We start from the raw sequence: 26,716 nt of genomic DNA, 5'->3' as shown, positions 1-26,716 counted from the left end.
GGGCAGGGTTCATGATCATGCCACTGTTACAGATGCCGGACGGCTATTATCACCATCGACAACATGGCTGAAACACTTCACATATAATAGTGTTCATCAATTACGCGTCTGCCTGATTGTCTTTTAAGCTACCCGGTTAATCTACAGAACGAAAATAACCGATTGGCTGCAGCGATATTTTCACCGCGAACCAATGGAGGATGGATGCATCTCAATATCAGCCAGTTAATTGAACAATACGGTTATCTGGCCCTTTTTTTCGGCTGCATCGCCGAAGGCGAAACCTTTACACTACTTGGTGGCGTAGCCGCCCATGAAGGATTACTTCACTATGGCTGGACGGTACTGGTCGCGATAATAGGCGGCACTATTGGCGATACCGTGCTGTACTTAATCGGTCGTCACTATGGCGATCGCATCCTGAATCGTTTCAAAAAGCATCAGCCGCAAATACATAAAGCACAGCGGTGGATACAGAAATATCCCATCTGGTTTGTTATTGGCGTTCGCTTTATGTACGGCCTGCGCATCGTCGGTCCAATCATCATTGGCGCCAGCCATCTAAAGCTGCGACGCTTCCTGCCACTGAACATACTCGGCGCTATCATTTGGGCATTTATCTTTGTCACGCTGGGTTACGCCGGAGGCGGGGTTATTGGTCCCCTGCTGCATAAATTTAGCCACCCGTTGAAATATATTTTCTTGCTGGTGCTGGTGTTCATCGCCGCGCTGATTTTACGCAGGCTATGGCGCAATTATAAAAAGAATAATCACCACGCTAATGAGGGCGAATAATGCGCCATCCCGTCTGCGAGACCTGGCCGGTTGCTCTCTTTCAGAGGATTGCGATTAAAATCAGACCAACGATTATCTCTCTGAGCAGATTTATCAAAGCGTATCAACGCAGGCTGGCTATAGTTAGGTGATACGAATAATCTGCGAAGCGTTGAGAGGCATGGAATGAATGAGATTAAACGCCATATTGACGATCACGGTGTGATTGGTGACTTACGCACCTGCGCGCTGGTCGCCAGTGACGGCAGCATAGATTACTTTTGCTGGCCCGATCTCGACAGCCCGTCAGTGTTCAGCGCCCTGCTGGACAGCGACAGCTCAGGGCTCTTCAGTCTCGCTCCGGAATGGAAAAGCGCACGCCGACAACAAATTTATCTGCCGGAGAGCAATATCTTACAAACGCGCTGGTTAGCGGAAGAGGGCGTGGCCGAGCTGACTGATTATATGCCACTCGGTCAGCAGGATGATCAGCAACCCCGTATCATACGACGTATCAAAATGGTTAAAGGCGAAGCGGACATCACCTTGCGTTGTGCGCCGGTGCACGACTACGCGCGGGCAACGACCATGATGAGCACCAAACAGGGATACGCTGATTTCAGCGCTGCGGGTCAGCCGACGCTGCGTCTGTATTCACCTGTAAAGCTGGATCAAGACGGCCAGGCGGCAACGGCGTGCTTCACGCTGAAAGCGGGCGAGTCGGCTGAGTTTGTCTTGGGTGCAGCGGAAGATCCCGCGCTGACGCAGGAGGCCCGCGATCTTATTTTCCACGACACCTTGCATGCCTGGCGGCGCTGGAGTCAGCAAAGCACTTATCATGGACGCTGGCGCGAAATGGTCAATCGTTCAGCGCTGGCGTTAAAACTGCTTACCTCAGTGCAGCATGGTTCTATCGCCGCCGCTGTTACCTTCGGCCTCCCGGAAGCGTTGGGCGGCGAGCGCAACTGGGACTATCGGGCCTCGTGGATCCGTGATGCCTCTTTTAGCATGTATGCCTTAATGCGCCTCGGTTATGTCGATGAAGCCCGGCATTTTACCCATTGGGTGGCAAGCTGCATTGAAAACAGCCATCAGGATGTGGAAAAACTACAGGTTATGTACCGGCTGGATAGCGGAACCGAATTTCAGGAACGCACCCTTGATAACCTCAGCGGCTATGGCGGATCTCAGCCAGTACGCATCGGTAACGACGCCCGGCGCCAGCATCAGCTGGATATTTATGGCGAACTGATGGATGCCATCTATCTTGCCAATAAATATGGCGAGGCAATTTCCAATCGTGGCTGGATGCACGTTAGCAAGATGATCGACTACTTATGCGAAAACTGGGAGCAGCCCGATGCCGGCATCTGGGAGATGCGTGGTGAGCCCGAGCATTTCCTGCACTCCCGAATAATGTGCTGGGTCGCTCTGGATAGGGCGATACGTCTGGGAGAAAAACGCTCACTGTCTATGCCTTACCAACGCTGGAACGAGGCGCGTAATCAGATTCGCAGCGATATCTGGCAAAACTTCTGGAACCCGGAACTGCGGCATTTTACCTCAACCCGCCACGGTCATTATCTTGATGCCTCAATGCTCCTGATGCCACTGGTGCGTTTTGTCGGCGCGACCGACCCCGAGTGGCTGGCGACGCTGGATGCAATCAAAGCCAAACTGGTTAATGATGGCCTGGTGCGGCGATATGATATGCAGGAAACGCCAGCGGACCAGCTGAGCGGAAAAGAAGGCTTTTTCGTCACCTGCTCATTCTGGTATGTCGAGTGCCTGGCACGCGCCGGACGCCTTGACGAGGCGCACTTTGAATTTGAAAAACTTTTAAAGTACGCCAATCCACTGGGTTTATACGCCGAGGAGTTTAACGTGCAAGGATTTGCCCTGGGGAATTTCCCCCAGGCGCTCAGCCATCTGGCCCTGATCAGCACGGCGGTTTTTCTTGACCGTAAACTCAGTGGCAACGATCCTCTCTGGCAGCCCTGAGCAGAGCCAGAACGCGCGGTGTAGCGGGGTCAGACCGCAGATTGTAAGCGCAACGGTGATTGTGTGTGAAAGATAATCCAGACCATCAAAATGCTGGTTTATTCCCGGTGCATTATGCACATATAATGTTCAGCCTTGGGCAGATAGCCCGGCGTCCGACAGACCCTTAACTGCCTGAAAAGGCTTTAACCAGAGAATTATGAAAAAGAGCATTCACGCAATTGTCACTATGGCCCTGGTCGTAATGGCCTGGAGTCAGACAGCTTTGGCTGTGGTTTACCCTCTGCCAGCGGCGAACAGCCGTCTGGTTGGCCAGAATCTGGAAATTACCGTTCCCAGCGACAACAAACTACCACTTGAAGCCTTTGCAGCTCAGTACCAGATGGGACTTAGCAACATGCTGGAAGCAAATCCGCACACGGACGTTTATCTGCCTGAACCGGGTTCTAAGCTGATTATCCCACAGCAGCTAATCCTGCCGAACGCACCGCGTGAGGGTATCATTATTAACAGTGCCGAAATGCGCCTTTATTACTATCCGAAAGGCACCCACACGGTGGTGGTGTTACCCATCGGCATTGGCGAGCTGGGTAAAGATACGCCGATGAACTGGACGACTAAAGTGGAAAACAAACGCGCGAATCCCACCTGGACACCCACGGCCAAAATGCATGCTGAATATGTTGCGGCGGGTACACCGTTACCAAGGGTGGTCCCGGCCGGCCCCGATAATCCAATGGGCCTCTATGCACTTTACATCGGCCGTTTGTATGCCATTCACGGAACAAATGCCAATTTTGGTATCGGCCTGCGCGTCAGCCACGGCTGCGTGCGTCTGCGTGCCGATGATATCAAATGGCTGTATGAAAACGTTCCAGTTGGAACCCGCGTGCAGTTTATCAATCAACCGGTTAAAGCGACCGTCGAGCCAGATGGTTCGCGCTGGATAGAAGTCCATAATCCGTTATCCGCTAATGAAGAAGAATTTAATTCACGCGCCCCCGTTCCGATTGATATTACCCCAGCGGTGTATAAGGTAATTTCTGACAACAGCATAAGCGCTGAGGCCCTCGACAGAGCGCTGCGACGTCGCAGCGGAATGCCGGTAGACGTTAACGGTTCTGAAGCTGCCGCCCGGCCTGTCTCTGTACAGGAAAACAGCGATGCGCTGCCTGAAGAAGAAGCGTTGACTCCGGTGACATCTCAGGGTAGCGCCGCGGTACAGCCAGGTCAGGGCCCGACGGCAGATGTTCCAGTCGATACGCCTCAGCCAAGGGGTAGCAGGTTATCCAACGCCGGTTAATCTTCTTCGCGTCGAACTGTCGAATCCTGAAAGGCCGCAATTGCGGCCTTTTTTATGCAGTTCGCAGGCGAAGCGTCAGCAGGCAGGCAATTGCCACCACAACCGAGGCCGCCAGATAAATGGCGTCAACCCCCCAGTATCCGATGATCAAACCAGCGAGCGGCCCGGTAATACCGAGGCCAAAATCAAGAAAAGCGGAATAGAGGCCAAGTGCAGCCCCCTGGCTCTGGGATGAAACCTGGCGGATCGCCGCTACGCCCAGCGCCGGAAATACCAGTGAAAAACCGACGCCGGTAAGAAACGCGCCAAGATCGACCAGCCACACACTCCCGGCATGCCAGATGATAAGCAGTCCCATCGCTTCGATAGAAAATGAAACCAACGCTACACGCACACCGCCAAAACGCGAAATAGTAGAGCTGAATATCAGCCGCGCAATAATGAAGCCAAAGCTGAACAGCGTTAGCGAAAAGGCGGCACCTTGCCACTGGTGACTGGAAAAATAGAGAGTAATGAAGGTTGCGATAGTACCAAACCCTACCGTTCCCAGGCCAAGACAAAAGCCGAAGATCCAGATACGGGAAAACACCCGGCTGAAAGGGAGGCGTTCGCCGACAGTCACATTCACATCAGGACGCTGTGATGCCAGCCAGAACCCAACGATGGCCATCAGCATAATCAGCAGCGCAAAACCAGCAATATTGAATGCATGATCCAGCAAAACCCCCAATGGCGCACCAATAGCCATTGCCAGGTAGGTAGCAACGCCATTCCATGAAATAACCCTGGCGCTCTGGGCACTGCCGACCATATTAATCCCCCAGAGTATAGAGGACGTAGACGTCAAACTTTCACCAAAACCCAGCACCACACGTCCAATCGCTAGCAGTAACAGGCTAAACAGCGGGTGTGCAGAGAACAGCATCGCCAGCACGGTAAACAATCCGCTGGTACCGCATAACAGCAAACCAACTCGCACCACTCTCTTCGGCCCAAGCAAATCCGCATAGCGCCCGGCCTGAGGCCGGCTTATCAGGGTAGAGAAGTACTGTATGCTGATGATGAGTCCGGCAATGAAAGAGTTGTAACCCAAGGTGTTATGTACATAGCCTGGCAATACGGCTAACGGTAAACCTATCGACAGATAGCAAAAGAACGTGAAAATAACAACGGAGAAAATTCGCTTATTAAGCTGTGCATTGCTCAGTGCCGGACTGTTGGTCATGATCAAACCAAAAAGATAACGTAATTTTCAGCCTATCTTACACCTGTTAAAGGCAGAGATCCCGCCTAGGATCGCAGGAATTTATCTCATCCAATCAGAAGCATGACGGGTTAAATCACTGGCTGGCGGGTTATTCGTCGGGCGTATTCGTACTCAATGGTCCTGGCGATATCCGCTGAATGATTCAGCGCACGGATTAGGGTAAACAGATCTGTCGCTTCTGCATATGCCTTGCGCAGATAGCCCAACCACTGTTTGATACGCGCAACGTGGTACTGGCCGGTATCACCCTGCTTTTCCAACTGAACATAGCGGTGGAGCAGCTGCAAAACCTGCAGCCAGGGCATAGTCGGCGCGTTTTCCTTAATCACCTGGCTGAGGTTAGGTACATTGAGCGCCCCGCGCCCCACCATCACATCCTGACAGCCAGTGATCTGTAAACAGCGTTGTGCACTTTGCCAGTCGAAAATTTCACCGTTAGCGATAACCGGAATTGTCAGGCGCTGGCGAATTTCACCAATCGCCGCCCAGTTTATGCACTCCGCTTTGTACCCCTCTTCTTTGGTACGGCCATGCACCACCAGCTCGCTGGCACCCGCCTGTTGAACTGCATCGGCAATTTCAAAGCGCCGGGAATCAGAGTCCCATCCCAACCTCACCTTAACCGTTACCGGCAAATGCGCCGGGACGGCAGCACGCATCGCCTTCGCACCGCGGTAGATAAGCTCGGGGTCCTTGAGTAAGGTCGCCCCGCCGCCACTGCCGTTAACCGTTTTTGACGGACAACCGCAGTTCAGATCCACCCCCAAGGAACCCAGCTCCACTGCCCGTGCGGCGTTTTCTGCCAGCCACTCGGGATATTGCCCCAGTAGCTGAATGCGAACCGGTGTGCCAGACGGTGTGCGGCTGGCACGATATAGTTCAGGGCAGAGCCGATAAAAAAGTTTTGCCGGCAGGCGCTGATCGACCACGCGCAGAAACTCACTGATGCAAAGATCGTAGTCGTTAACGCTGGTCAGCAGTTCACGAACTAACGAATCAAGCACCCCTTCCATCGGCGCCAGTAAAACGCGCATCTCAACGCTTTTTCCGTCAGGCGTTACCGGCCGGTTTACGGCGCGGTGGACGTGAACGGCGCGGCTGGCCGTTACCCGGCGCGGCGCTTTCGCCTTGCGGGCGTCCGCCCTGTCGGGCTGTACGTGGCCGATCGCTTCTGCCGCTCCCATCGCGGTTACCACTACTGCGGGCAGCGCCTTGACTTCCACGCCCGCCATTACCTTCTCGCGTACCATGACCGCCACGGGCTTGTCGTCCGTTGATGATCGGCTCAGCTTTGATACTCGGATCGGGATCGAATCCGGCTTCAGCAATACGCGGGATCTCACGCTTGAGCAGGCGTTCGATATCGCGCAGCAGTTTGTGCTCATCGACGCAAACCAGAGACAGCGCTTCGCCCGTGGCTGCCGCACGGCCGGTACGGCCAATACGATGAACATAGTCCTCCGGCACGTTTGGCAGCTCATAATTAACTACGTGCGGCAACTCTTCGATATCCAGACCGCGTGCGGCAATATCGGTCGCCACCAGCACGCGGATAGTATTCGCTTTAAAATCCGCCAACGCCCGTGTCCGCGCGCCCTGGCTTTTATTACCGTGGATGGCGGCGGCGGTAATGCCATCTTTATTCAGCTGCTCCGCGAGGTGGTTAGCACCGTGTTTGGTGCGCGTAAATACCAGCACCTGACGCCAGTTATCGCGGCCGATAAGATAAGAAAGCAGCTCGCGCTTACGTTTTTTATCGACAAAATGGACGTGCTGTGTGACCTGCTCCGAGGCGGTATTACGGCGGGCGACCTCAATCTGCGCCGGATTATGCAGCAGCTTTTCCGCCAGCGCCCGGATGTCATCAGAGAAGGTTGCGGAAAATAGCAGGTTCTGACGTTTCGCCGGCAGCTTAGCCAGCACGCGGCGGATATCATGAATGAAGCCCATGTCCAACATACGATCGGCTTCATCCAGCACCAGAATTTCAATCTTCGACAAATCGACGGCATTCTGGTGTTCCAAATCCAACAGTCGTCCCGGCGTGGCAATCAAAATATCAACACCGCCGCGCAACTTCATCATTTGCGGATTGATGCTGACGCCGCCGAAAACCACCAGCGAACGCAGGGACAAATATTTGCTGTAATCAAGCACGTTGTCCCCCACCTGTGCCGCCAGCTCGCGAGTTGGCGTCAGGATCAGCGCCCGAACCGGACGCCGTCCTTTTATCGCACCGCTGTTGGCGCTCAGTTTTTGCAACAAAGGCAGAGTAAAACCGGCTGTTTTACCCGTCCCCGTTTGCGCACTGGCCATCAGGTCACGCCCCTCAAGTACCACGGGGATCGCCTGACGCTGTACCGGTGTAGGCTCGCGATAGCCCTGTTCTTCCACAGCACGCAGGATATCGGCACTCAGGCCGAGAGTATCAAATGACATAAAATTGACTGACTCCGAATCCGCCCTGTCTGCAAATGGCAGCGTAGTTTCCAGGGGGAATAATGATCGCCAGGAAACCCTATCCTGACGTTTGAATAGATGCACAAACCACAGTGCGTTAGCTTGGCAGTGTAGCAGATTGAACGGAGTTCGGGGATTTATTTATCAGGCTGGCTGGCCCGATGGCGTTGGCTCAATGCCATCGGGCCAGCCAGTGCAGTTCAGCGGTGGCGGCGTTGAGAATGCGGATCTTTTGCCAGCAGCGAAAACAGCGCTGGCCCTGCTAACACCACAATACCGAGACAAGCCAGCAGCAGGTTGTTATGTACGATACGAGAAATCTGATACAGCACCAGCATTGCTGCACCGAAATAGTAGGTCGTGGTGAAATCTTCAAAAAAATCCCCGAAAGGACGCAAAGAAGCCACGCGCTGGGTGAGTAACATGCAGGCAAAAATCAGCCCATACAGCCCTAAAAGCCCGGCGCTGACCTGCATCAGCGTATGGTGCTTCCACCCCCATATCAGCGCAGCGATAAGCGCAAGATGCACCACAATGTGCAGGCAGGTTTGTCCAGTAACTATCTGAACACGGTTAAACCATCTCATTAATTTCTCCTGGCAGCTCAAACAAAGAGCGCCCAAGTGGTTTACGACCAGGTCGCAATGGGTTTCCTCAGACTAACGTAATTTTCGGAAAAAGCCGCAAATAGCCGGAAGCTACTGCCCCCTTTTGTGACTGAGACTACACTTTACTTTTGATTAGATGAAAAAAATAGCGGACTCAGTATGCCACAAAACGATGAAAAAATTTCGCTCACCGTCCTGGCCATTATCCTCCACCCTGGGTCCACGCGCTTTAATCGTCGTTTCATACTGGTCGAATTACACGATTCTGTACACGCCAGCTCCGCCGCTACCGTCTTTGCAACAGATTATGAGTATACCGATGATCCATCCGTTACGGGGGAGAACGGTCTGGAACCTTTCCACGACGTACTCCTCGCTGATTTCATGTTGAACCGTTACGCCCGTGACCGTAACGATGAGCAACCACGTTTAAACAACTTAACGGAAGCGCTAGAAAAAAGGCTGCCTGATGGCAGCCTGATTTCTGTACCTGCCTTCCGACAATCAGCGGCGGTCGCCGAGAATACGGAGCAGCATTAAAAACAGGTTGATGAAATCAAGATACAGCGTCAACGCCCCCATAATCGAGTAGCGCCGCATATTTTCGCTATCGCGGCTGTCGATATTTTCACCTATATTTTTCAGGCGCTGGGTATCATAGGCCGTCAGACCAACGAACAGCAAAACGCCAATGTAGGTTATTGCCATTGTCAGCCCGCTACTTTTGAGCCAGATGTTAACCACCGAGGCCAGTACAATACCAATAAGCCCCATAAAAAGCATGCTGCCAAAGCGGCTTAGATCGCGTTTAGTAGCATATCCCCACAGGCTCATTACCCCAAAAGTACCCGCGGTAACCGCAAAGGTACTCACGATTGAAGTCCCGGTGTAGACGATGAAAATGCTGGATATAGTCAGACCGGTTAAGGCCGAGTAGAGCATAAAAAGCGTGGTAGCCAGCGAACCGCTCAGGCGATGAACCATCCCCGACAGTACGAATACCAGCGCCAGCTGAGCGATAATCAAGCCGAAGAAGGTTATCTGACTGGAAAAAATAAACTCCTGCACCCGGATATTATGCGCAGCGAACCAGGCTACGAAAGCAGTCAGCAGCAGGCCGCTGCTCATCCAGCCATAAACCTGAGCCATGTAAGTCTCAATACCGCTGCGGGTCTGGCGCAACAGCGAGTCATCCGATCGTGAAAAACGATCCATGATAGTCCCTTTTTATTCGTTGAGAGTGACAATCTGACGTCGGGAAAAACCCGCCATCCCCGGCTAAGTCTGGCACATTTCCCCCCCAGCTGACCAGCAGCCACCGCATAATTGTTAGTAATGATAAGTTTCATTCAATTTCGCTGATGATGACATTGCTCTGGCAGTAAAATACCCACCTGTTTTACTGCTAGCAGCGTTGTCTCACCACAGGATGTCCATTTTTAGCTCACCCCGGTCTTACCATCCAGCCTCGTGAACGTCGTCTACCTGAGCTGACAGGCCTGTCATCAGCCAAACGCGCGGACGGGAAAATATTCAGGGAGATCGCCCAGATCTGCGCTTGACGAATGCATTCTGATTGATGATGCGCATGCCGTGGCACGCGGTCTGACATGTCGCCGCTACCGGTGAGCAGGCGCCCAGCACCGGGCGGATGGCATATAACGACAGACCGTGCTGTGGACGTCTGAATCAGCGTTCTGATCGTATGTGCACACTTTCCTGTCATTGTGGGTCTGAAATTATCGGCACTTGAGGCACTGCTGATAGCGACTATTCACCCGCCGATCAAAGCAGAACGTAGTGAGATTACGGGTGAACTTCGGACTCTCCAGCCGGAGGAGAGGTAATATTTCGCGTGGCGTTTTCGCGGACTCTGCTTATCGACCAGAGCAAAGACCCGCTGATACAGCCTACGGTTGGAAAACGCCGCCTCTTCGCCCTGCTGCAGTTCGTCGTGAATAACGCTGAAGCTCAAGTCGAGTCGCTCTGCCAGAGTCCGTACCGCTTTTTCGGTTGCCCCCGCACGTGCAGAACCAGGCAGGATTAAATCCCCGTCCAGCGCCAGTTTCATGCCAGTCAGATGATTAACTGCGTTCTGAAAAGCGACGTTGCGACTGGCATATCAGCCGGCATTATCATCCGCAAAGCGATAAAGCGATTCGCGGTAATCTGCCGGGTAGCCCAGCAGAGGCATTATGCCGAAATAGATGTCGCCGTTGCAGGTAAATACCTCGCGGCGAACCGTTTGATCCACCGGCCAGGGATAGCCTTCAGCGTGGGCTTGTGCAAATACAATGCCAACCTGCATCGGCCCACCGGTATGGAGCGGGTTGTGACTGCCAAACAGCGTTTGCCCCAGTGGCAGCCTATCAACCAGATCATCCACGATCGCGCGCAGACCTCGTTCATTGCGCACGTTATCCCGCCGCTCGCGGTAACTTCGTCCATCGGATGACTTAATGAGCAGCGCGGTATGCATGATAAAGGCGGGAATATGCAAGGCTGAGGTCCGGCGGTCAATCTCTTACTTAACCCTGACAACTGACGCATCAGCGTTGCAAATTCGACTCCTGCCCGGCCACGGCAATCGCGGCACACAGGTTTTCTTTCTGCAGTAGACTATGCTGAGTACTGAAGGCGATATAAATATCGCGTGCCCAGTCCTGACGATCATGGGTTCCTGCAGGTAGCTGGCGGGCAATGTGTGCTTCCACCGTTTGCGGGCTGACAGACGTTGTATTCTGCTCATGACGACTACAGCCTGCCAGTAGCGAAGCCCTGCGCATTCATGCATATTACATCACTGCTACCAGCGCTGTGCCGCCTGGTGGTCGCTATCGCGTGCCTCTACCCAACGATTGCCCTGTTCAGTGGTTTCGCGTTTCCAGAACGGTGCGCGGGTCTTCAGGGTATCCATGATAAACTCAGTAGCGGCAAAGGCCGCGCTACGGTGTGCCGCGCTGATGCCAACCAGCACGATGTCGTCACCTGGACAGAGAGCACCCACCCGATGAATAATTAATGCCCGTTGTAGAGGCCAGCGGCTGCGCGCCTCTACAACCAATTCGTCCAGCACTTTTTCGGTCATCCCCGGATAGTGCTCCAGCGTCAGTGCTGCAACACTGTCGCCGAGGTTATGGTTACGCACCTTACCGGTAAAGGTCACGATGGCGCCATCCTGTGCGTTCTGACTGAGCCAGCTGTATTCGTCAGCCAGCGAAAACGGCGCCTCGCCGATGCGGATACGGGTATTCATCTTAGCCTCCGGTAACCGGGGGGAAAAAGGCCACTTCATCGCCCGCACTCAGTGGATGATCCGGCGCAACCAGCGTCTGATTGACCGCCGCCAGCAGTTTGCCCGGTGTCAGAGCCAGCGCCCAGCGCTCATCGCGCGCCGCCAGTGCATCCCGCAGCGCGGCGACATCAGGATAGCCCGCCTCCAGCGTTAAGGATGCGGTACCAACCCGTTCACGCACCTCAGCAAAAAACAGAACGTTAATCATTGCTATTTACCTCAAAATCACCCGATTTCCCGCCGCGCTTACTTAGCAACCGCAGCTGTTCAATGACGATATCCTTTTGTACCGCTTTACACATGTCATAAATGGTCAGCGCCGCGACCGATGCTGCAGTCAGCGCCTCCATCTCAACGCCGGTTTTTCCGCTCAGACGACAGCATGACTCAATACGCACACGTTGATGTTCTGGCTGTGCCTCCAGCATCACCTCTACCTTGCTCAGCATCAGCGGATGGCACAGCGGAATAAGCTCCCAGGTCCGTTTTGCCGCCTGAATGCCAGCAATACGCGCAGTAGCGAACACGTCACCTTTGTGATGTTTGCCATCGACAATCATCTGTAACGTTGCCGGGCGCATAACGACCAGCGCCTCCGCGCGCGCTTCGCGTACAGTTTCCGCTTTGTCTGACACGTCCACCATATGCGCCTCACCCGCCTGATTGATATGGGTTAACCGCGTCATAACTACATTTTCTTCAGGTGAGAAACAAAAGTGCAGGGTCCGGTGCGCGCATCAAGCTGATCGCTAATAATGCGCTCCCACGCCGTGCGGCAGGCGCTCGTTGAACCCGGCACCGCGAAAATTAATGTCTGATTGGCCAGCCCGGCCACGGCGCGTGATTGCAGAGTGGCGCTACCTATCTCCTCCCAGGAGACCATTCTGAAAATCTCACCAAAGCCTTCCACTTCCCGATCGAGTAACGGCAGAAGCGCCTCAGGGGTACAGTTTTTAGCGTTAAATCCGGTGCCACCATTGACGATAACCACCTGCACGTCGCGGCTGGCTATCCAGTTAGAAACGACTGCGCGAATGCGGTAGAGGTTATCGGGTACTATGGCATGATCGGCCACCAAATGGCCGGCTTCGCCGATGGCTTCACGTAGAAAGTCACCGGAGGTGTCATTGCTGGCATCACGTTTGTCGGATACCGTTAGCACCGCCACATTTAACGCTGTAAATACTTCACTGCCTTTTCCCATCATCATTCTCCAAAATTCAGCCGCCAATAAATGAAAGATTCTGCGTTATGCCGGTATTGCCCTGATGCAAAAAATGCCCCTCGCTTTTCTGCTGCAAACTGCGTGCAATTCGCTGCTGCAAAGCGAGCTGCTGCTCATCGCTTGCCAGCAGATCGCGCAGCGGCACGCCACCATCGCCAAACAGGCAGAGATGCAGATTACCCAGCGCGGAAACGCGCAGTCGGTTGCAGCTGACGCAGAAATCTTTTTCATAGGGCATGATAAGGCCAATTTCACCCCGGTAATCCGTATGCGAAAAAACCTGCGCGGGTCCGGCACTACGCTGCCGTGGCTGAGCGGTCCAGCCCGAAGCCAACAGCTGGTCGCGAATGACTGCACCGGAAACGTGATGCTGACGAAATAGCGCGCTGCCTTCCCCGGTTTCCATTAACTCAATAAAACGCAGCTGAATTGGCCGCGGACGGATCCAGTCGAGAAACTGCTGCAGCCGGTTGTGATTAAGATCACGCATCAGGACGGTATTGACTTTTATCTGGCTAAAACCGGCGGCAAATGCTGCATCGATACCCGCAATCACCTGCCGTAATTTATCCTGACCGGTAATGGCATGAAACTGAACGGGATCAAGGCTGTCGATACTCACATTCAGCGCACTCAGCCCGGCGTTACGCCACCTGACGACATCACGCGCTAAACGGTAACCGTTAGTGGTCATGGCAATTTGCCGGATCTGAGGATTCTCGTTTATCGCCGCAATAATGTCGGTGAGGTCGCGCCGCATTGAGGGTTCACCGCCGGTAATCCGTACCTTTTCAGTGCCAGAGGCCGCAAATGCACGGGTAACACGGCGTATTTCATCCCGCGACAGAAAGGATTTTTGCGCCCGGCTATCGGGCCTGTAACCATCAGGCAGGCAATAAGTGCAACGAAAATTGCACACGTCAGTGATCGACAAACGCAGGTAATAAAACCGGCGGGCAAAGCTATCGGTAAATTGTGGCAAGAGAAACACCTTTCCAGAATCGGGAGATGCCGTCATTTCTTTCTGCACCCTGGCAACACTACGTTGCGGCCTGGATACCCTATCCGATGGACTTAGGTATTCAGGCTTAAGTGTCATTACACCTGCGTGTAATAATTCCTGCTGATTCTACTGCCAACAATCAACTTTGCCAAATGCCGTTTTCGCTATATATATTGATATATATCGTTTTTTTCACCGCATTCACGACGCCGAATACGTTAACATAAGCGCGACCATCAGGCAGTGATAACGGCGGATCTCTCCGTTAGGCGCTGTTTTTGTACGGACTATGATCAAAGGAAATTTATGCGTAATCGCTCATTGGCCGATCTCGACAGAGTGGTGGCCTTAGGCGGCGGGCATGGCCTGGGCCGTGTCATGTCCTCGCTCTCTTCGCTCGGCTCCCGGCTGACCGGCATCGTTACCACCACCGATAATGGCGGTTCGACGGGACGTATCCGCCGTTCCGAAGGCGGCATCGCCTGGGGTGATATGCGCAACTGCCTGAATCAACTGATTACCGAACCCAGCATTGCCTCTGCCATGTTCGAATACCGCTTTACGGGTAACGGCGAACTGGCCGGTCATAATCTGGGGAATCTGATGCTCAAAGCGCTCGATCACCTGAGTGTACGCCCCCTTGAGGCCCTTAACCTGATCCGTAATTTATTAAGAATCGACGCTTTTCTTATTCCGATGTCGGAGCAGACGGTGGATTTGGTCGCGGTCGACGCTGAAGGCAACACCGTACAGGGTGAAACGTCCATTGATCAGATGCCGCAACCGCCACAGAAGCTGCTGCTGGAGCCTGCTGTGGACGCGACGCGTGAGGCGGTCGAGGCGATCAGTGAAGCCGATCTAATCCTAATCGGTCCCGGCAGCTTCTATACCAGCCTGATGCCGGTACTGCTGGTCGCTGAGATTGCCCAGGCGCTGCGCCGTACGCCCGCCTCCCTGATATTCATCGATAATCTGGGCAAAGAACTCAGCCCGGCAGCAGCCAGTCTGACACTGGCTGGTAAGCTGGAAATAATGGAGCGTGCGATCGGTAAAAAGGTCATTGACACGTTGCTGGTCGGTCCGCATGCAAACGTCGACCCCCTTAGCGAACGTATGGTGGTGCAGAAACCGCTGGAAGCGGATGATATTCCCTATCGTCACGACCGCCACCTGCTGCATATCGCTCTGGAGCACGCCCTCCAGGCTAATAAACCGCCATTACATCACGACAAGTTGGCCTAAATCGTCAACCGCCCCAGAATCAGGAGGCGGCAATAAACTGTTCGCGTAGCTGGTGTAGCAGGTCGCGTATACGGGCCGCCTCTTCGAACTCCAGATTCTGCGCATGCTTTTGCATCTGAGATTCCAGCTGCTGAATCTTTTTTTGTAGTGCTTGTGGCGTGAGCGACTGATATTCAATATCCGATTCAGCGACAATCTTAGTTTTGGCGCCCATTCTGCCGTTTCGGCTTTTACTGACGCCCTGGCCCAGTTCGAGAATATCGGCGACTTTTTTGTTCAGTGCCTGCGGCACAATGCCATTTTCTTCATTGTAACGCTGTTGCTTTTCTCGGCGGCGCTCTGTCTCCTCAATAGCACGTGCCATTGAAGGCGTAATTTTGTCGCCGTAAAGAATGGCTTTGCCATTAATGTTACGCGCTGCACGCCCAATGGTCTGGATCAGTGAACGCTCTGAACGCAGAAAGCCTTCCTTATCGGCATCAAGGATCGCCACCAGTGACACTTCAGGCATATCCAACCCCTCGCGCAGCAGGTTAATACCGACCAGTACGTCAAACTCACCAAGACGCAGATCACGGATGATCTCCACGCGCTCGACGGTATCAATATCCGAGTGCAGATAGCGGACCCGCTCGCCATGCTCCTCCAGATATTCGGTCAAATCTTCGGCCATCCGTTTAGTCAGCGTCGTCACAAGCACACGCTCGTTTATTGCCGCGCGCTTACGGATTTCCGACAGCAAATCATCGACCTGAGTGCTCACCGGCCGGACTTCCAGCAGAGGATCAAGCAAGCCGGTAGGTCGTACCACTTGATCGATCACATCGCCGCCAGATTTTTCCAGTTCATAGTTTCCGGGCGTCGCAGAAACATAAATCGTCTGCGGTGCCAGCGACTCGAACTCTTCGAACTTCATCGGGCGATTATCCAGCGCTGAAGGCAGGCGAAAACCATACTCGACCAGCGTTTCTTTCCGCGCACGGTCACCGCGATACATACCGCCAATTTGCGGAATAGTAACGTGTGACTCGTCAATAACCAGCAATCCATCTGCCGGCAGATAATCAAATAGCGTCGGCGGAGGTTCGCCCGGTCCGCGCCCGGAGAGGTAGCGGGAGTAGTTTTCAATTCCCGAGCAGTAGCCAAGCTCATTCATCATTTCTAAATCAAACTGCGTGCGCTGCGACAGGCGCTGCTCTTCCAGCAGTTTATTGTTCGCCAGCAACGTGTTACGCCGGTCAGCCAGCTCAACTTTTATCTCTTCCATTGCCTGAAGCATACGCTCACGCGGCGTAACGTAATGCGTTTTGGGGTAGACGGTAAAGCGGGCGATCGTGCTTTCTATCTGACCGGTCAGAGGATCGAATAGCGACAGACGTTCAACCTCATCGTCGAACAGTTCGACGCGCAGTGCAATATCGTCGGATTCAGCCGGGAAAATATCGATGACCTCACCGCGAACGCGAAAGGTGCCGCGCTGAAAGGCCTGGTCGTTGCGCGTGTACTGCAACTCAGCCAGTCGGCGCAGGATAGAACGCTGATCGATAATCATGCCACGGGTAAGATGCAGCATCATTTTTAAGTAAAGATCTGGATCGCCCAGGCCATATATGGCGGAGACCGATGCCACCACCACGACATCGCGACGCTCCAGCAGCGCTTTAGTGGCAGAAAGCCGCATCTGTTCAATGTGTTCATTGATCGAGGCGTCTTTCTCAATGAAGGTATCTGAACTGGGGACATAGGCTTCAGGCTGATAGTAGTCGTAATAGGAAACGAAATATTCAACCGCATTTTCCGGAAAAAACGCTTTCATTTCACCATACAGCTGAGCCGCCAGGGTCTTGTTAGGTGCCAGCACCATCGTCGGCCGCTGTAAATCAGCGATCACATTAGCCACAGTAAAAGTTTTACCCGATCCTGTTACGCCCAGCAGCGTCTGATGGGCCAGACCATCTTCCAGCCCCTCTTTCAACCGGCGGATAGCCTCAGGCTGGTCGCCGGCCGGTTTGAAAACAGAATTCAGTTTTAAAGCTTTACTCATTTGCGCGCTGCCTGCCGTCGGGAGAAAGTGGGGAGACCACTATTCTAGTTCGCGACTAACTTTTTACCAACTTCCTTCTCTGTATGAATATACAGTAAAGGCCGATTTTACCGTATGATTTGGCTTTTACTCTTTCTTCATCGCGATAAGAAGCCTCCGCTTGCAGCAATAGGGGTTATCCCCAAAAGAGAAGAAGATTTAACAAATGTCAAGGGTAAATAGTCCGAAGTCTCATCAGGCATCAGAAAATTCTCACCCGTATTGATTTTATTTAACTTATTGATTAAAAAGATAAATTCATTTCAGATGGCTTTCGCGGCACTTCAAGCCTAACCCGCGTCCACTCTCGCTTACTGCGAGTTTTCACTCGCTAATGCACATGGTTATCCACAGGAATGGTGGATAACTGATGACAGCACTTGATGCTGCTGAGGTGTATAAATCACCATCGAATTGCGCAACGCGGGCTAAATAATTTTTTTTGTTTTTTTTTCACTGTAACGTCAGTAAAAAAATCAGTCTGGATGGGTAAAAAGTTGGCAATTTCGCCGATGCAAGTGATACTTAATCCCCCGCCGATAACAGTCTGCTCCGCTGACTGGCAATTGCACCAGCTGCCGTTTAATCCGGCACCAAAAATGTGCAATCATTTGCTGCGCTATCCTCCAATTTTTCTCCTCTTATTAACCTGATATTCGGCCGCAATGTCAGGTTTACACAGCATTCTACCCTGCGTTAATAAACTGGCCTGATAATTGCTTGGTTAACCTCGGGGCATTCAGGTTTACCGGGGGAATACCCGTGAGGCTCCAGCATCCCCGGAGTCAGCACGCATTGCCTTTTGCCAGACGACGCAGAGCGTGCGCAATCAGGTTTGAACTTTCCGGAGAAGAGAGCATGCTGAGTGTACGTTCAGTCAATCAGTTTTATGGCAAGCAGCCTGTCTTGCGCGATATCGACCTCGATCTCCTGCCCGGAACCTGCACCGCCATCATCGGGCGCTCAGGTACCGGCAAAACGACGCTGGTCAACTGCATTATGGGTCGTTTACCCATCAACAGCGGTTCTATCACTTGGCACCAGGCCGGATCACCGCCCGCTAACCTGCTCAATCAGCCTGGTGAAACCAGAGCGGCAATGGGCATCGGTTGCTTATCGCAGCGAAGCCAAATTTTTACGCAGATGACAGTGGAGGAGAATTTACTGATTGCCCTGCTGGCCGGGGTTCAGCAGCGGACCATTCCGCCAATGCTTTATCAACTGTTTCCGGTACTGTTTTCGCTGCGACATCAGCGCAGCGGCCAACTACCTGCCGACCTGCAGCGACAGCTGGCACTGGCGCGCGCGCTGGTACCGCAGCCGCAGCTGCTGATCCTTGATGACCCCACCGGGGGGATGTCCCCCCGGCGGGAAGAGGAGATGGTCACCCTGATCCATCGTCTTAATCACGATTTTGGGCTGACCATTCTACTACTTCAGCAGCGCCTCAGCCTGATCCAGCGCGTTGCCGATCATTTTCTGCTGCTACACGTGGCGTATGGTCAGCACATAGCTCACGGTATGAATCAAGGTAATCTCAGAAAACCGCTCAGATCGTGCGAGTCAGGATCAGGCTGATGGGGTAACTCGCCCAGCCACGACGCAGGCAGCCTCTGCTGCAAAGCTTGCAGGTACGCCTGATGACGTTTTCCCGGCATCACAACATCGTTAGCAATCCAGCCTGCCAGCCTCAAGCCGCAAGCACGGACGGCCTCGGCGGTCAGCATGGCGTGGTTGATACAACCAAGTCGCATACCAACCACCAGAATCACCGGAAGTTGCTCCGCGACTACCCAGTCAGCAAAGGTTTGTGAGGCTGATAGCGGCGTATACCAGCCACCGGCCCCCTCGACCAGTATCCAGTCGGCGTGCCGTTCAAGCTGGCGTAGTCCTTCAGAAAGCACCGTGAAAGAAATGGGCTGGTTCAGCGCTTCGCTGATGATGTGCGGCGCAGTCGCTTCAGCAAAGGACAGGGGATTAACCTGATCATAAGACACATTCGGCACGCTGTTGCGCTGCAAGGCCAGTGCATCCTCATTACGTAACCCCTCTGCCGTCATGTCACAGCCGGAAGCCACCGGCTTGTAACCTACCGGACAATATCCGGCTGATTTCGCCGTCTGAAGCAGCGCACAACTGACAACGGTTTTCCCTGCATCCGTATCCGTACCGGTAACGAAAAAACGTTTAACCCCCATCAATCACTCCCAGAATAATTTCATAAGTCAGCTTAAAACCCGTCGCATCGCGTGGCCAGTGCTGCGCCAGCATAGTCAGCCGACTACGGGTCAGCGGCTGACGTGCCGGAAAGCGATGTAAATGGGTCGCACCTATGCCTTTCAGCGACTGTAACGCCAGACGAATATCAGCAAAATGCAGCGTCAGTTCATCACGCCGCCAGCGCACCGCCAGTCCTGACAATTGTTGCTGGATTGCGCCCAGCGTCCTGAATGCATTTACCGGCGGAGGCGCTCCAAGCCCACACCATGCCTGACGCATTTCTCGCAGTGATTCAGCACCCAGGGTGGAGAACAGTACCTGCCCCCCCGGCCGCGTCACGCGCACCAGCTCACCGATGGCCTGACGGAGATTAGCGCACCACTGCACCGCCAGATTGCTCCAGCTCAGATCAAAACGGCCAATGTCAGATGGTATGTCTTCAATGTCGCCACAGATATAGCGCCATGCCGAGGCCTGACGTTCGGCTTCGGCCAGCATCGCCGGGGAAATATCAAGGGCGGTCACCTGCCAGCCGCCGGCGCTGAAATGGCGGCTGAATCCTCCCGGGCCGCAGCCCGCATCCAGTAAACGTCCGGGCGTTTGAATGGCGGCCAGCCGCAGCAGCCGTTCGCCGCACAGACGCTGCAAAACATCATGCTGCTGGTACATTTGCGCCGCACGGCCAAAAGCCTGAGCTACCGCGCGTTTATTAACCTGTTGCATCACCGAGCGCCTCCAGCAAACAGTCAATTTCCCGCTCACCATGCGCCGCGCTGAGCGTAATACGCAGTCGCGCACTGCCAGCGGGAACCGTCGGTGGGCGTATCGCCCCGACCCAGCATCCGCGCTCACGCAGAGCCGCAGCAAGCGCCAGCGTCGCCGTGTCATCGCCAATAAGCCACGGCTGTATCGCACTGTCGGAGTCCATTAACCTGCCCGGTAAACGGGTAGCCTGCTGGCGGAAATAGCGGATATTGTGTTGCAGCCGTTGGCGATACTCGTCGCCGTGCTGCACCAACTTTAACGCCGTCTGCAGTGCATAGATTTGTGCCGGTGGCATGGCGGTGCTGTAGATCAGATGGCGACAAAATTGCAGCAGGTATTCCGCCAGCGCCTGACTACACAGTACCGCCGCGCCGCTGACGCCGAAAGCCTTGCCAAAGGTTACCACCAGTAGGTCTGGCTGGATTTGCTGCTGCCAGCAGCTGCCGCGCCCCCCTTCACCCAGGACGCCGATACCATGCGCATCATCAATCAGCAGCCATCCCTGATGCTGGCGGGTCAGATGCTGTAAATTCACTAGCGGAGCGCTATCGCCATCCATACTGAAGATCCCTTCGCTGACGACCAAGGTCTCTCCACTGCAAGGCAATGCCAGCAGGCGCTCCAGCGCCGGAGGCTGATTGTGTGCAAAACGCCGAAGGCTAGCCGGGCTGAGTGCCGCCGCCTCTAACAGCGAGGCGTGCATCAGCCTGTCGGCAAGAATGCGATCGCCAGACGCCATCAAAGCGGCAATCACAGCCTGGTTGGCAGCAAAGCCAGAACTAAACAGTAGCGCGCGGGAATAACCCAACCAGTCCGCCAGCTGCCGCTCAAAATCCGCTTGTAAATGGTAATAACCGGTAACATGGGTTGACGCACCCGCTCCTGCACCATAGCGCACCACGCCATGCTGCCAGGCGGTTGTCAGCTCAGGATGCTGGCTTAACCCCAGATAGTCGTTACTGGAGAAATTAAGATAGCGCTTGCCAGCGATCTCGATCTGGCTACCACCGCGCAGGCTGACAGGATGGCGCTCACGCCACAGGCCCGCTGCTCGCCGCTGCTTGCAGGCTTCGTCTATCCGTTGCTGCCAGCTCATTACAGTGCCGCATTATAGAATTGCTCAGTGTCGGCATGGACTAACTGATCGACCAGAACCTGCTGCTGAAGATTATCGCCGTGCTGTGTCTGAGTAGGCTGTGGATTCAGACCCAGCTTACGGAATAGCAGTAAATCTTTATCTTCCTCAGGATTGGGCGTAGTGAGCAGCTTGCAGCCGTAAAAAATTGAATTAGCGCCAGCCATAAAACACATGGCCTGGGTCTGCTCATTCATTTGTTCACGACCGGCAGAAAGCCGGACGTGCGAGGCGGGCATCATGATACGGGCGACGGCTATCGTGCGGATAAAATCAAAGGGGTCAACATCCTCGTTTTCGGCCAGCGGCGTTCCTTTCACCTTCACCAGCATATTTATCGGCACGCTTTCAGGCTGCACTGGCAAATTAGCCAGCTGAACCAGCAGACCCGCGCGGTCACGCACTGTTTCTCCGAGCCCAATTATCCCCCCCGAACAGACTTTAATACCGGCATCGCGCACCTTATCAAGCGTATCCAGTCGCTCCTGATAGCTGCGGGTGGTGATGATGTTGCCGTAAAATTCTGGCGAGGTATCAAGATTATGATTATAAAAATCAAGTCCGGCATCACCGAGACGGTTAGCCTGCTTATCGCTGAGCGTTCCAAGTGTCATGCAGGTTTCCAGCCCCATTGCCTTGACACCTTTAACCATCGCTTCAAGATAGGGCATATCGCGATCGTGCGGATTTTTCCATGCGGCACCCATGCAAAAACGCCCCGACCCGGCGGCTTTAGCCTTACGGGCAGAGGCCAGTACGGCCTCTACCTCCATCAACCTTTCGGACTCCAGCCCGGTTTTATAGCGCGCGCTTTGCGGGCAGTATTTGCAATCTTCGGGGCAGGCACCGGTTTTGATCGACAACAGGGTGCTGACCTGCACCTGACAGGGATCGAAATGCTGGCGGTGAACCTGCTGGGCCTCGAACAATAATTCGAGAAACGGTTTTTCTAATAAGGCCTTAGCCTGCGAAACTGTCCAACGGTTGGCCATACGGCGCTCCAAAATTCTGTCGTTTGCTCATTAAGGTGTGGTTATACTTGTAAATTAAATCTTTTCAAATTGGTTTACAACAGTGCAATGAACGAAGATGATCTGACTTTTGATCGCCAGCATATCTGGCATCCTTATACGTCAATGAGCAACCCTCTGCCTTGCTACCCGGTAGTCAGCGCACGGGAGGTTATGCTACAGCTTGCGGATGGTCGCCAGTTAATCGATGGCATGGCGTCCTGGTGGGCAGCCATACATGGCTATAATCATCCGCGCCTCAATCAGGCAATAAGCACCCAGATGACGCAGATGTCACACGTCATGTTCGGCGGAATCACACACCCGTCCGCTGTCGCCTTGTGTCGACAGCTGGTAGCTATAACGCCTGACGCGCTGCAATGCGTTTTCCTTGCGGATTCGGGATCGGTTGCCATTGAGGTCGCGATGAAGATGGCCTTGCAGTTCTGGCAGGCCAGGGGCGAACAGCGCCAGCGCTTTCTGACGCTAAAGCGTGGCTATCACGGCGACACCTTCTCCGCGATGTCGGTATGCGACCCGCAAAACGCCATGCATAGCCTGTGGAAAGGATATCTGCCGCAGCATTTTTTCGCCCCCGCGCCACAGTGCCGGTTTGATGCTCCCTGGCAACAGGACGATGTCACCCCTTTTGCCCGTCTGCTGGCGCAGCATCAACAGGAGATTGCTGCGGTAATCCTTGAACCCATCGTACAGGGCGCGGGAGGAATGCGTTTCTATAACCCCGAATACCTGCGTCAGGTTAAAGCCGCCTGCGATCGCGACGGCGTCCTGCTCATCGCCGATGAAATCGCCACTGGCTTTGGCCGCACTGGCAAACTTTTTGCCTGTCAGCACGCGAAAATCACACCGGACATTCTCTGCCTCGGCAAGGCGCTAACCGGCGGTACTATGACGCTCTCAGCCACCATCACCACCCGGCAAGTGGCTGAAACGATCAGCAACGGCGCGGCCGGATGCTTCATGCATGGCCCGACCTTTATGGCCAATCCTCTGGCCTGCGCGGTCGCCTGCGAAAGCCTGGCATTGTTGCAGGAAAATCGCTGGCCTGCGCAGGTGGCCGCCATCGAGCAGCAGCTGCGCGCAGCATTAATGCCGCTGCGTGCGGAAGCGTTAGTCGCAGACGTGCGGGTGCTGGGCGCAATCGGCGTGGTGGAAACGCACTGCCCGGTCGATATGGCAGCCATACAGCGCTTCTTCGTTGCGCGTGGCGTCTGGATCCGCCCATTCGGTAAACTTATTTATCTGATGCCGCCTTATATTATCTCTCCTGACGCGCTAAGTCGGCTGACCCAGGCGGTGGCGCTGGCGGTAAAAGACGCCACGCTGTTTCTGACCGCTGAGTGACGCCCGGCAGGCGCGGCGTAAATACGCTACAGTTTCAGGATCATCGCTAACCAAGGAGAATCTATGGCACAGCTTCGCGATACTCACCGTCGCATCGTACTGGCCTCACGGCCACAGGGTGCGCCGGTCGAAACCAACTTTCGTCTTGAGGTTCAGCACCCACCGCAGCCCGCAGAAGGTGAAATTTTACTGCGTACCGTCTGGCTGTCACTCGACCCTTACATGCGCGGTCGGATGAGTGATGCCCCTTCTTACGTTCCGCCAATCGCTATTGATGCCGTCATGGGAGCCAGTACCATCGCGCGGGTAGAAAAATCGCGCCATGCTGGCTTCAAAGAGGGCGAATGGGTCGTCAGCCAGAACGGCTGGCAGGATTTTGCTCTCTCCGATGGCCGCAGCCTTCAGCGCCTGCCTGACGCCGCGTGCAAACATCCTTCATGGGCACTCAGCCTGCTGGGAATGACCGGTTTCACCGCCTATATGGGCCTGCTGGATATTGGCCAGCCACAGGCCGGAGAAACGGTGGTGGTGGCCGCAGCAACCGGTGCCGTCGGCTCGGTTGTTGGACAGATTGCCCGCCTTAAAGGCTGTCACGTCATTGGCATAGCTGGCGGTGCGGAAAAGTGCCATTTCGCCGAGCAGACGCTGGGATTCGATCGCTGCCTGGATCACCGCGATCCGGCTCTGGCCGAACAGTTGCGTCGTTATTGTCCTGACGGTATTGATGTCTATTTCGAAAACGTTGGCGGTAAGGTGTTCGACGCAGTACTGCCGCTAATGAATCCCCGTGGTCGCATTCCACTGTGCGGCCTGATTGCCGATTACAACGCCATCACACCCTCAACGCTGCCGGACCGTCTACCCTCCCTGCAAGGCGCACTATTACGGAAGCGGTTGCGCGTTCAGGGCTTCATCATTAATCAGGACTATCCGCACCGTTTCGACGAGTTTATCCATCAGATGGCCCAGTGGGTAACGGAAAAACGCATCATAATGCGTGAGGATATCTATGACGGCCTGGATAACGCACCGAAAATTTTCATCGATATGTTAGAAGGGCGTAACTTTGGTAAGGTTGTAGTCCGGGTTGCGCCGGATCAGCCCTGAACCGGCTGTCAGATCTACCGGCGCATGAACAAATCGCTCTTTCGCGCCCCGCTTTATTTTTAAGGGAGAAGTTATGAAGCTTTACAGCCACGATTTCAACGACGGCGACAGAATGCCTGAACGCCATGTATTTAACGGCATGGGCTATCAGGGAGATAATCTTTCGCCCCACTTGGCCTGGGATGAGGTTCCCGCCGACACGAAAAGTTTTGTCGTAACCTGTTTTGATCCCGATGCCCCTACCGGCTCCGGCTGGTGGCACTGGGGTGTGGCAAATCTGCCAGCAGATACCCGCGCCTTGCCACAGGGTGCCGGATCTGGCAGCGCCGGGCTTCCCGACGGTTGCGTGCAAACCCGCACCGATTTCGGCCGCAGCGGTTACGGCGGTGCGGCGCCGCCAAAAGACGAAAGCCATCGGTATATTTTCACTGTTTATGCGCTGGACATTGATTGTCTTGACGTCGATGCCCAGTCCAGCGGCGCACTGTTGGGCTTTAACGTTCATTTCCACAAGCTGGATAGCGCGACCATAACCGTAAATTACAACTGAGGCCCGGCAGGATGTCTGTAACGCCCATGCCTAACCGCTGGCTACGACATCGCAGAAACGGGGAGCGATCCCCCAGGTATGGGTAGGGGTTAACGACTGATGAGGCCTGCACGCTTCTGACGCACCACATAAAGATAGCGGGAATACCAGTCGTAATCCCGCTAACTGAAGCGACTATTTCAGCGCGTGGATAACTACCCACATCGGCCCTTTGCCAACGGCATAACGCATCAGCGGTTGCAACAGCCCGCGCGTTGGCTCAATAGCGTACACCTCAATGTGATCCGATTTTTGTCCGGCTGCGATCAAAAATCTGCCGCTGTTATCGATATTAAAACCGCGCGGCTGAGTTTCAGTCGGCTGATGCTCTTCAAGCGCTATCAGGCCACCATCTTCACTGACACTAAAAATGGCAATCGTACTGGCAGTACGATCACAGCCGTAGAGAAAGCGGCCATCGGGCGTCAGATGGATATCGGCTGCCCAACGCGTACCACTGAACCCGGCTGGCATCATATCCAGACTTTGCACCCGTTCGACCTTGCCGTGAACGTTACGGAGATTCCACACATCAACCGTGCTATCCAGTTCGTTGATGCAATAAGCATACTGCCCACCGGGGTGGAAGGCCATATGACGCGGGCCGGCACCCTCCACCGTGTCCACCTGTTTCTGTGGCGCGTCCGTAAGCTCTCCGTTGTCATTCAGCGTATACAGGCATATGCGATCCTGTTTTAGCGCCGGGACAAACAGCGTCCGGTTATCAGGATCTATATTAGCCGAGTGGCAACCAGCTAATTCGCTAATAACCTGAGAAGGCGCAAGCGGCACGCCACGCTCGTCCATCGGGCTGATGCTGACGCAAGCATCGTTATAAGAACCACAAAACAGGAAGCGCCCCTGGTGGTCAGTCGACATATAAGTAGGACTGCCTGGCAACGGCGCTTCAGCTTCATGAGTCAGCTGACCGTCTTTGTTAATGGCGTAGGTCACCACGCGAAATCCCGGACGCACGCCCACATGCAGCCAACGGCCATTGGGGTTTACCACCATTGGCTGCACCTGCCCCGGTGCCTCAACCACCTGCATCAGTTTAAGCGTGCCCGCGCTGTCCATCTGCCACACATGTATCTGATGGCTTTCAGGGCTAGCCGTATAGACAACTTGTTTCATGAAGGCTCCTTTTTTCGTGATATTTGTGAACATGGCCAGGGTTAATATGACAGGATTTCCATATCAGAGGCCTACTTTTATGGCGATGATCTGTTGGTCAGACCATGAGTGCCATGTAAACTCGGGCGTT

The 26,716-nt window shown here is 54.3% G+C and carries 25 protein-coding genes, 1 pseudogene and 1 riboswitch; of the genes and pseudogenes, 9 read left to right on the top strand and 17 right to left on the bottom strand.

All coding sequences use genetic code 11. The annotated features are described in order from the left end of the window. Positions 1–204: 204 nt before the first annotated feature. From BM191_RS00605 to BM191_RS00595, 3 genes are all read left to right on the top strand, one after another. Entirely contained in the window at positions 205–795 is a 591-nt protein-coding gene (locus BM191_RS00605; RefSeq protein WP_092873759.1) for a DedA family protein, read from the top strand. 165 nt (positions 796–960) lie between these two features. Next, positions 961–2,775 (top strand): glycoside hydrolase family 15 protein, encoded by a 1,815-nt coding sequence (locus BM191_RS00600; RefSeq protein WP_092873756.1) that lies wholly within the window; start codon positions 961–963, stop codon positions 2,773–2,775. Positions 2,776–2,974: 199 nt separating this feature from the next. Continuing rightward, positions 2,975–4,078 carry a L,D-transpeptidase family protein gene (locus tag BM191_RS00595; RefSeq protein WP_092873753.1) on the top strand — a complete coding sequence of 368 codons (1,104 nt, stop codon included), beginning with the start codon at positions 2,975–2,977 and terminating at the stop codon, positions 4,076–4,078. A gap of 52 nt (positions 4,079–4,130) precedes the next feature. Here the strand turns inward: BM191_RS00595 and BM191_RS00590 are convergent, their stop codons facing one another. From BM191_RS00590 to BM191_RS00575, 4 genes are all read right to left on the bottom strand, one after another. Then, positions 4,131–5,303 (bottom strand): MFS transporter, encoded by a 1,173-nt coding sequence (locus BM191_RS00590; RefSeq protein ID WP_092873749.1) that lies wholly within the window; start codon positions 5,301–5,303, stop codon positions 4,131–4,133. Positions 5,304–5,413: 110 nt separating this feature from the next. Beyond that, positions 5,414–6,379 (bottom strand): tRNA dihydrouridine(16) synthase DusC, encoded by a 966-nt coding sequence (gene dusC / locus BM191_RS00585; RefSeq protein WP_092873746.1) that lies wholly within the window; start codon positions 6,377–6,379, stop codon positions 5,414–5,416. A gap of 16 nt (positions 6,380–6,395) precedes the next feature. Beyond that, positions 6,396–7,784, bottom strand: coding sequence for an ATP-dependent RNA helicase RhlE (gene rhlE / locus BM191_RS00580; RefSeq protein ID WP_092873743.1), 1,389 nt, complete (start codon positions 7,782–7,784; stop codon positions 6,396–6,398). A gap of 221 nt (positions 7,785–8,005) precedes the next feature. Then, positions 8,006–8,392 carry a YbhQ family protein gene (locus BM191_RS00575; RefSeq protein WP_092873740.1) on the bottom strand — a complete coding sequence of 129 codons (387 nt, stop codon included), beginning with the start codon at positions 8,390–8,392 and terminating at the stop codon, positions 8,006–8,008. Between the two features lie 180 nt (positions 8,393–8,572). Here BM191_RS00575 and BM191_RS00570 point away from each other — a divergent pair, with 180 nt between their 5' ends. After that, positions 8,573–8,953: a hypothetical protein gene (locus BM191_RS00570; RefSeq protein ID WP_092873737.1), complete on the top strand. Its 381-nt coding sequence runs from the start codon at positions 8,573–8,575 to the stop codon at positions 8,951–8,953. Here the strand turns inward: BM191_RS00570 and BM191_RS00565 are convergent. The 7 genes and pseudogenes from BM191_RS00565 to moaA form a co-directional block, all read right to left on the bottom strand. Further along, positions 8,918–9,628, bottom strand: coding sequence for a Bax inhibitor-1/YccA family protein (locus BM191_RS00565; RefSeq protein WP_092873734.1), 711 nt, complete (start codon positions 9,626–9,628; stop codon positions 8,918–8,920). The two genes, BM191_RS00570 and BM191_RS00565, sit on opposite strands and share 36 nt — an antisense overlap. Before the next feature lie 524 nt (positions 9,629–10,152). Further along, positions 10,153–11,199: pseudogene (locus tag BM191_RS00560) on the bottom strand (DUF1615 family protein). 20 nt (positions 11,200–11,219) lie between these two features. Next, positions 11,220–11,669, bottom strand: a complete 450-nt coding sequence (moaE, locus tag BM191_RS00555; protein ID WP_092873731.1) for a molybdopterin synthase catalytic subunit MoaE — start codon at positions 11,667–11,669, stop codon at positions 11,220–11,222. A gap of 1 nt (position 11,670) precedes the next feature. Next, on the bottom strand, positions 11,671–11,916 hold the full coding sequence (moaD, locus tag BM191_RS00550) for a molybdopterin synthase sulfur carrier subunit (protein WP_092873728.1): 246 nt from the start codon (positions 11,914–11,916) through the stop codon (positions 11,671–11,673). Beyond that, positions 11,909–12,394, bottom strand: coding sequence for a cyclic pyranopterin monophosphate synthase MoaC (moaC, locus tag BM191_RS00545; protein WP_092873725.1), 486 nt, complete (start codon positions 12,392–12,394; stop codon positions 11,909–11,911). Before moaC ends, moaD begins: the two co-directional genes overlap by 8 nt. 2 nt (positions 12,395–12,396) lie before the next feature. Next, on the bottom strand, positions 12,397–12,912 hold the full coding sequence (moaB, locus tag BM191_RS00540) for a molybdenum cofactor biosynthesis protein B (protein ID WP_092875126.1): 516 nt from the start codon (positions 12,910–12,912) through the stop codon (positions 12,397–12,399). Between the two features lie 16 nt (positions 12,913–12,928). Next, complete coding sequence (gene moaA, locus BM191_RS00535; RefSeq protein WP_092873722.1) at positions 12,929–13,915, bottom strand: GTP 3',8-cyclase MoaA; 987 nt, start codon at positions 13,913–13,915, stop codon at positions 12,929–12,931. Then, a riboswitch (molybdenum cofactor riboswitch) is annotated at positions 13,906–14,040 on the bottom strand. Its footprint overlaps the gene before it by 10 nt. Positions 14,041–14,242: 202 nt before the next feature. On the opposite strand from moaA, the gene yvcK reads away from it, so the two are divergent. Next, on the top strand, positions 14,243–15,178 hold the full coding sequence (gene yvcK, locus BM191_RS00530; protein ID WP_092873719.1) for a uridine diphosphate-N-acetylglucosamine-binding protein YvcK: 936 nt from the start codon (positions 14,243–14,245) through the stop codon (positions 15,176–15,178). 19 nt (positions 15,179–15,197) lie between these two features. Here yvcK and uvrB read toward each other — a convergent pair whose 3' ends face one another. Continuing rightward, positions 15,198–17,222, bottom strand: a complete 2,025-nt coding sequence (uvrB, locus tag BM191_RS00525) for an excinuclease ABC subunit UvrB (RefSeq protein ID WP_092873716.1) — start codon at positions 17,220–17,222, stop codon at positions 15,198–15,200. 897 nt (positions 17,223–18,119) lie between these two features. Between uvrB and BM191_RS00515 the strand changes: the two genes are divergently transcribed. After that, positions 18,120–18,839: an ABC transporter ATP-binding protein gene (locus BM191_RS00515; protein ID WP_092873710.1), complete on the top strand. Its 720-nt coding sequence runs from the start codon at positions 18,120–18,122 to the stop codon at positions 18,837–18,839. Here the strand turns inward: BM191_RS00515 and bioD are convergent. From bioD to bioB, 4 genes are read right to left on the bottom strand one after another with little or no spacing between them, the layout of a single operon-like run. Beyond that, positions 18,788–19,459, bottom strand: coding sequence for a dethiobiotin synthase (gene bioD / locus BM191_RS00510; RefSeq protein WP_092873706.1), 672 nt, complete (start codon positions 19,457–19,459; stop codon positions 18,788–18,790). The two genes, BM191_RS00515 and bioD, sit on opposite strands and share 52 nt — an antisense overlap. Continuing rightward, positions 19,449–20,204: a malonyl-ACP O-methyltransferase BioC gene (gene bioC / locus BM191_RS00505; RefSeq protein WP_230479467.1), complete on the bottom strand. Its 756-nt coding sequence runs from the start codon at positions 20,202–20,204 to the stop codon at positions 19,449–19,451. Before bioC ends, bioD begins: the two co-directional genes overlap by 11 nt. After that, on the bottom strand, positions 20,191–21,342 hold the full coding sequence (gene bioF, locus BM191_RS00500) for an 8-amino-7-oxononanoate synthase (protein ID WP_092873700.1): 1,152 nt from the start codon (positions 21,340–21,342) through the stop codon (positions 20,191–20,193). The genes bioC and bioF overlap by 14 nt, the downstream gene beginning before the upstream one ends. Further along, positions 21,342–22,373 carry a biotin synthase BioB gene (bioB, locus tag BM191_RS00495; protein WP_092873696.1) on the bottom strand — a complete coding sequence of 344 codons (1,032 nt, stop codon included), beginning with the start codon at positions 22,371–22,373 and terminating at the stop codon, positions 21,342–21,344. Before bioB ends, bioF begins: the two co-directional genes overlap by 1 nt. Before the next feature lie 87 nt (positions 22,374–22,460). Here bioB and bioA point away from each other — a divergent pair, with 87 nt between their 5' ends. The 3 genes from bioA (at position 22,461) to BM191_RS00480 (ending at position 25,413) form a co-directional block, all read left to right on the top strand. Continuing rightward, positions 22,461–23,756 carry an adenosylmethionine--8-amino-7-oxononanoate transaminase gene (bioA, locus tag BM191_RS00490; protein WP_092875124.1) on the top strand — a complete coding sequence of 432 codons (1,296 nt, stop codon included), beginning with the start codon at positions 22,461–22,463 and terminating at the stop codon, positions 23,754–23,756. A 63-nt stretch (positions 23,757–23,819) separates the two neighbouring features. Further along, positions 23,820–24,863, top strand: coding sequence for an NADP-dependent oxidoreductase (locus BM191_RS00485; RefSeq protein ID WP_092873693.1), 1,044 nt, complete (start codon positions 23,820–23,822; stop codon positions 24,861–24,863). 73 nt (positions 24,864–24,936) lie between these two features. Continuing rightward, on the top strand, positions 24,937–25,413 hold the full coding sequence (locus BM191_RS00480) for a kinase inhibitor (protein WP_092873690.1): 477 nt from the start codon (positions 24,937–24,939) through the stop codon (positions 25,411–25,413). Positions 25,414–25,587: 174 nt separating this feature from the next. Here the strand turns inward: BM191_RS00480 and pgl are convergent, their stop codons facing one another. Further along, the gene (pgl, locus tag BM191_RS00475; RefSeq protein WP_092873687.1) at positions 25,588–26,586 is read right to left on the bottom strand and encodes a 6-phosphogluconolactonase; all 999 of its coding nucleotides are present in this window, start codon (positions 26,584–26,586) and stop codon (positions 25,588–25,590) included. Positions 26,587–26,716: the final 130 nt, after the last annotated feature.

The sequence above is a fragment of the Izhakiella capsodis genome, assembly GCF_900115045.1.
GTDB classification, from domain to species: domain Bacteria; phylum Pseudomonadota; class Gammaproteobacteria; order Enterobacterales; family Enterobacteriaceae; genus Izhakiella; species Izhakiella capsodis.
The sequence above is the reverse complement of the archived record's forward strand: the minus strand, read 5'-3'. Positions and strand labels throughout refer to the sequence as shown.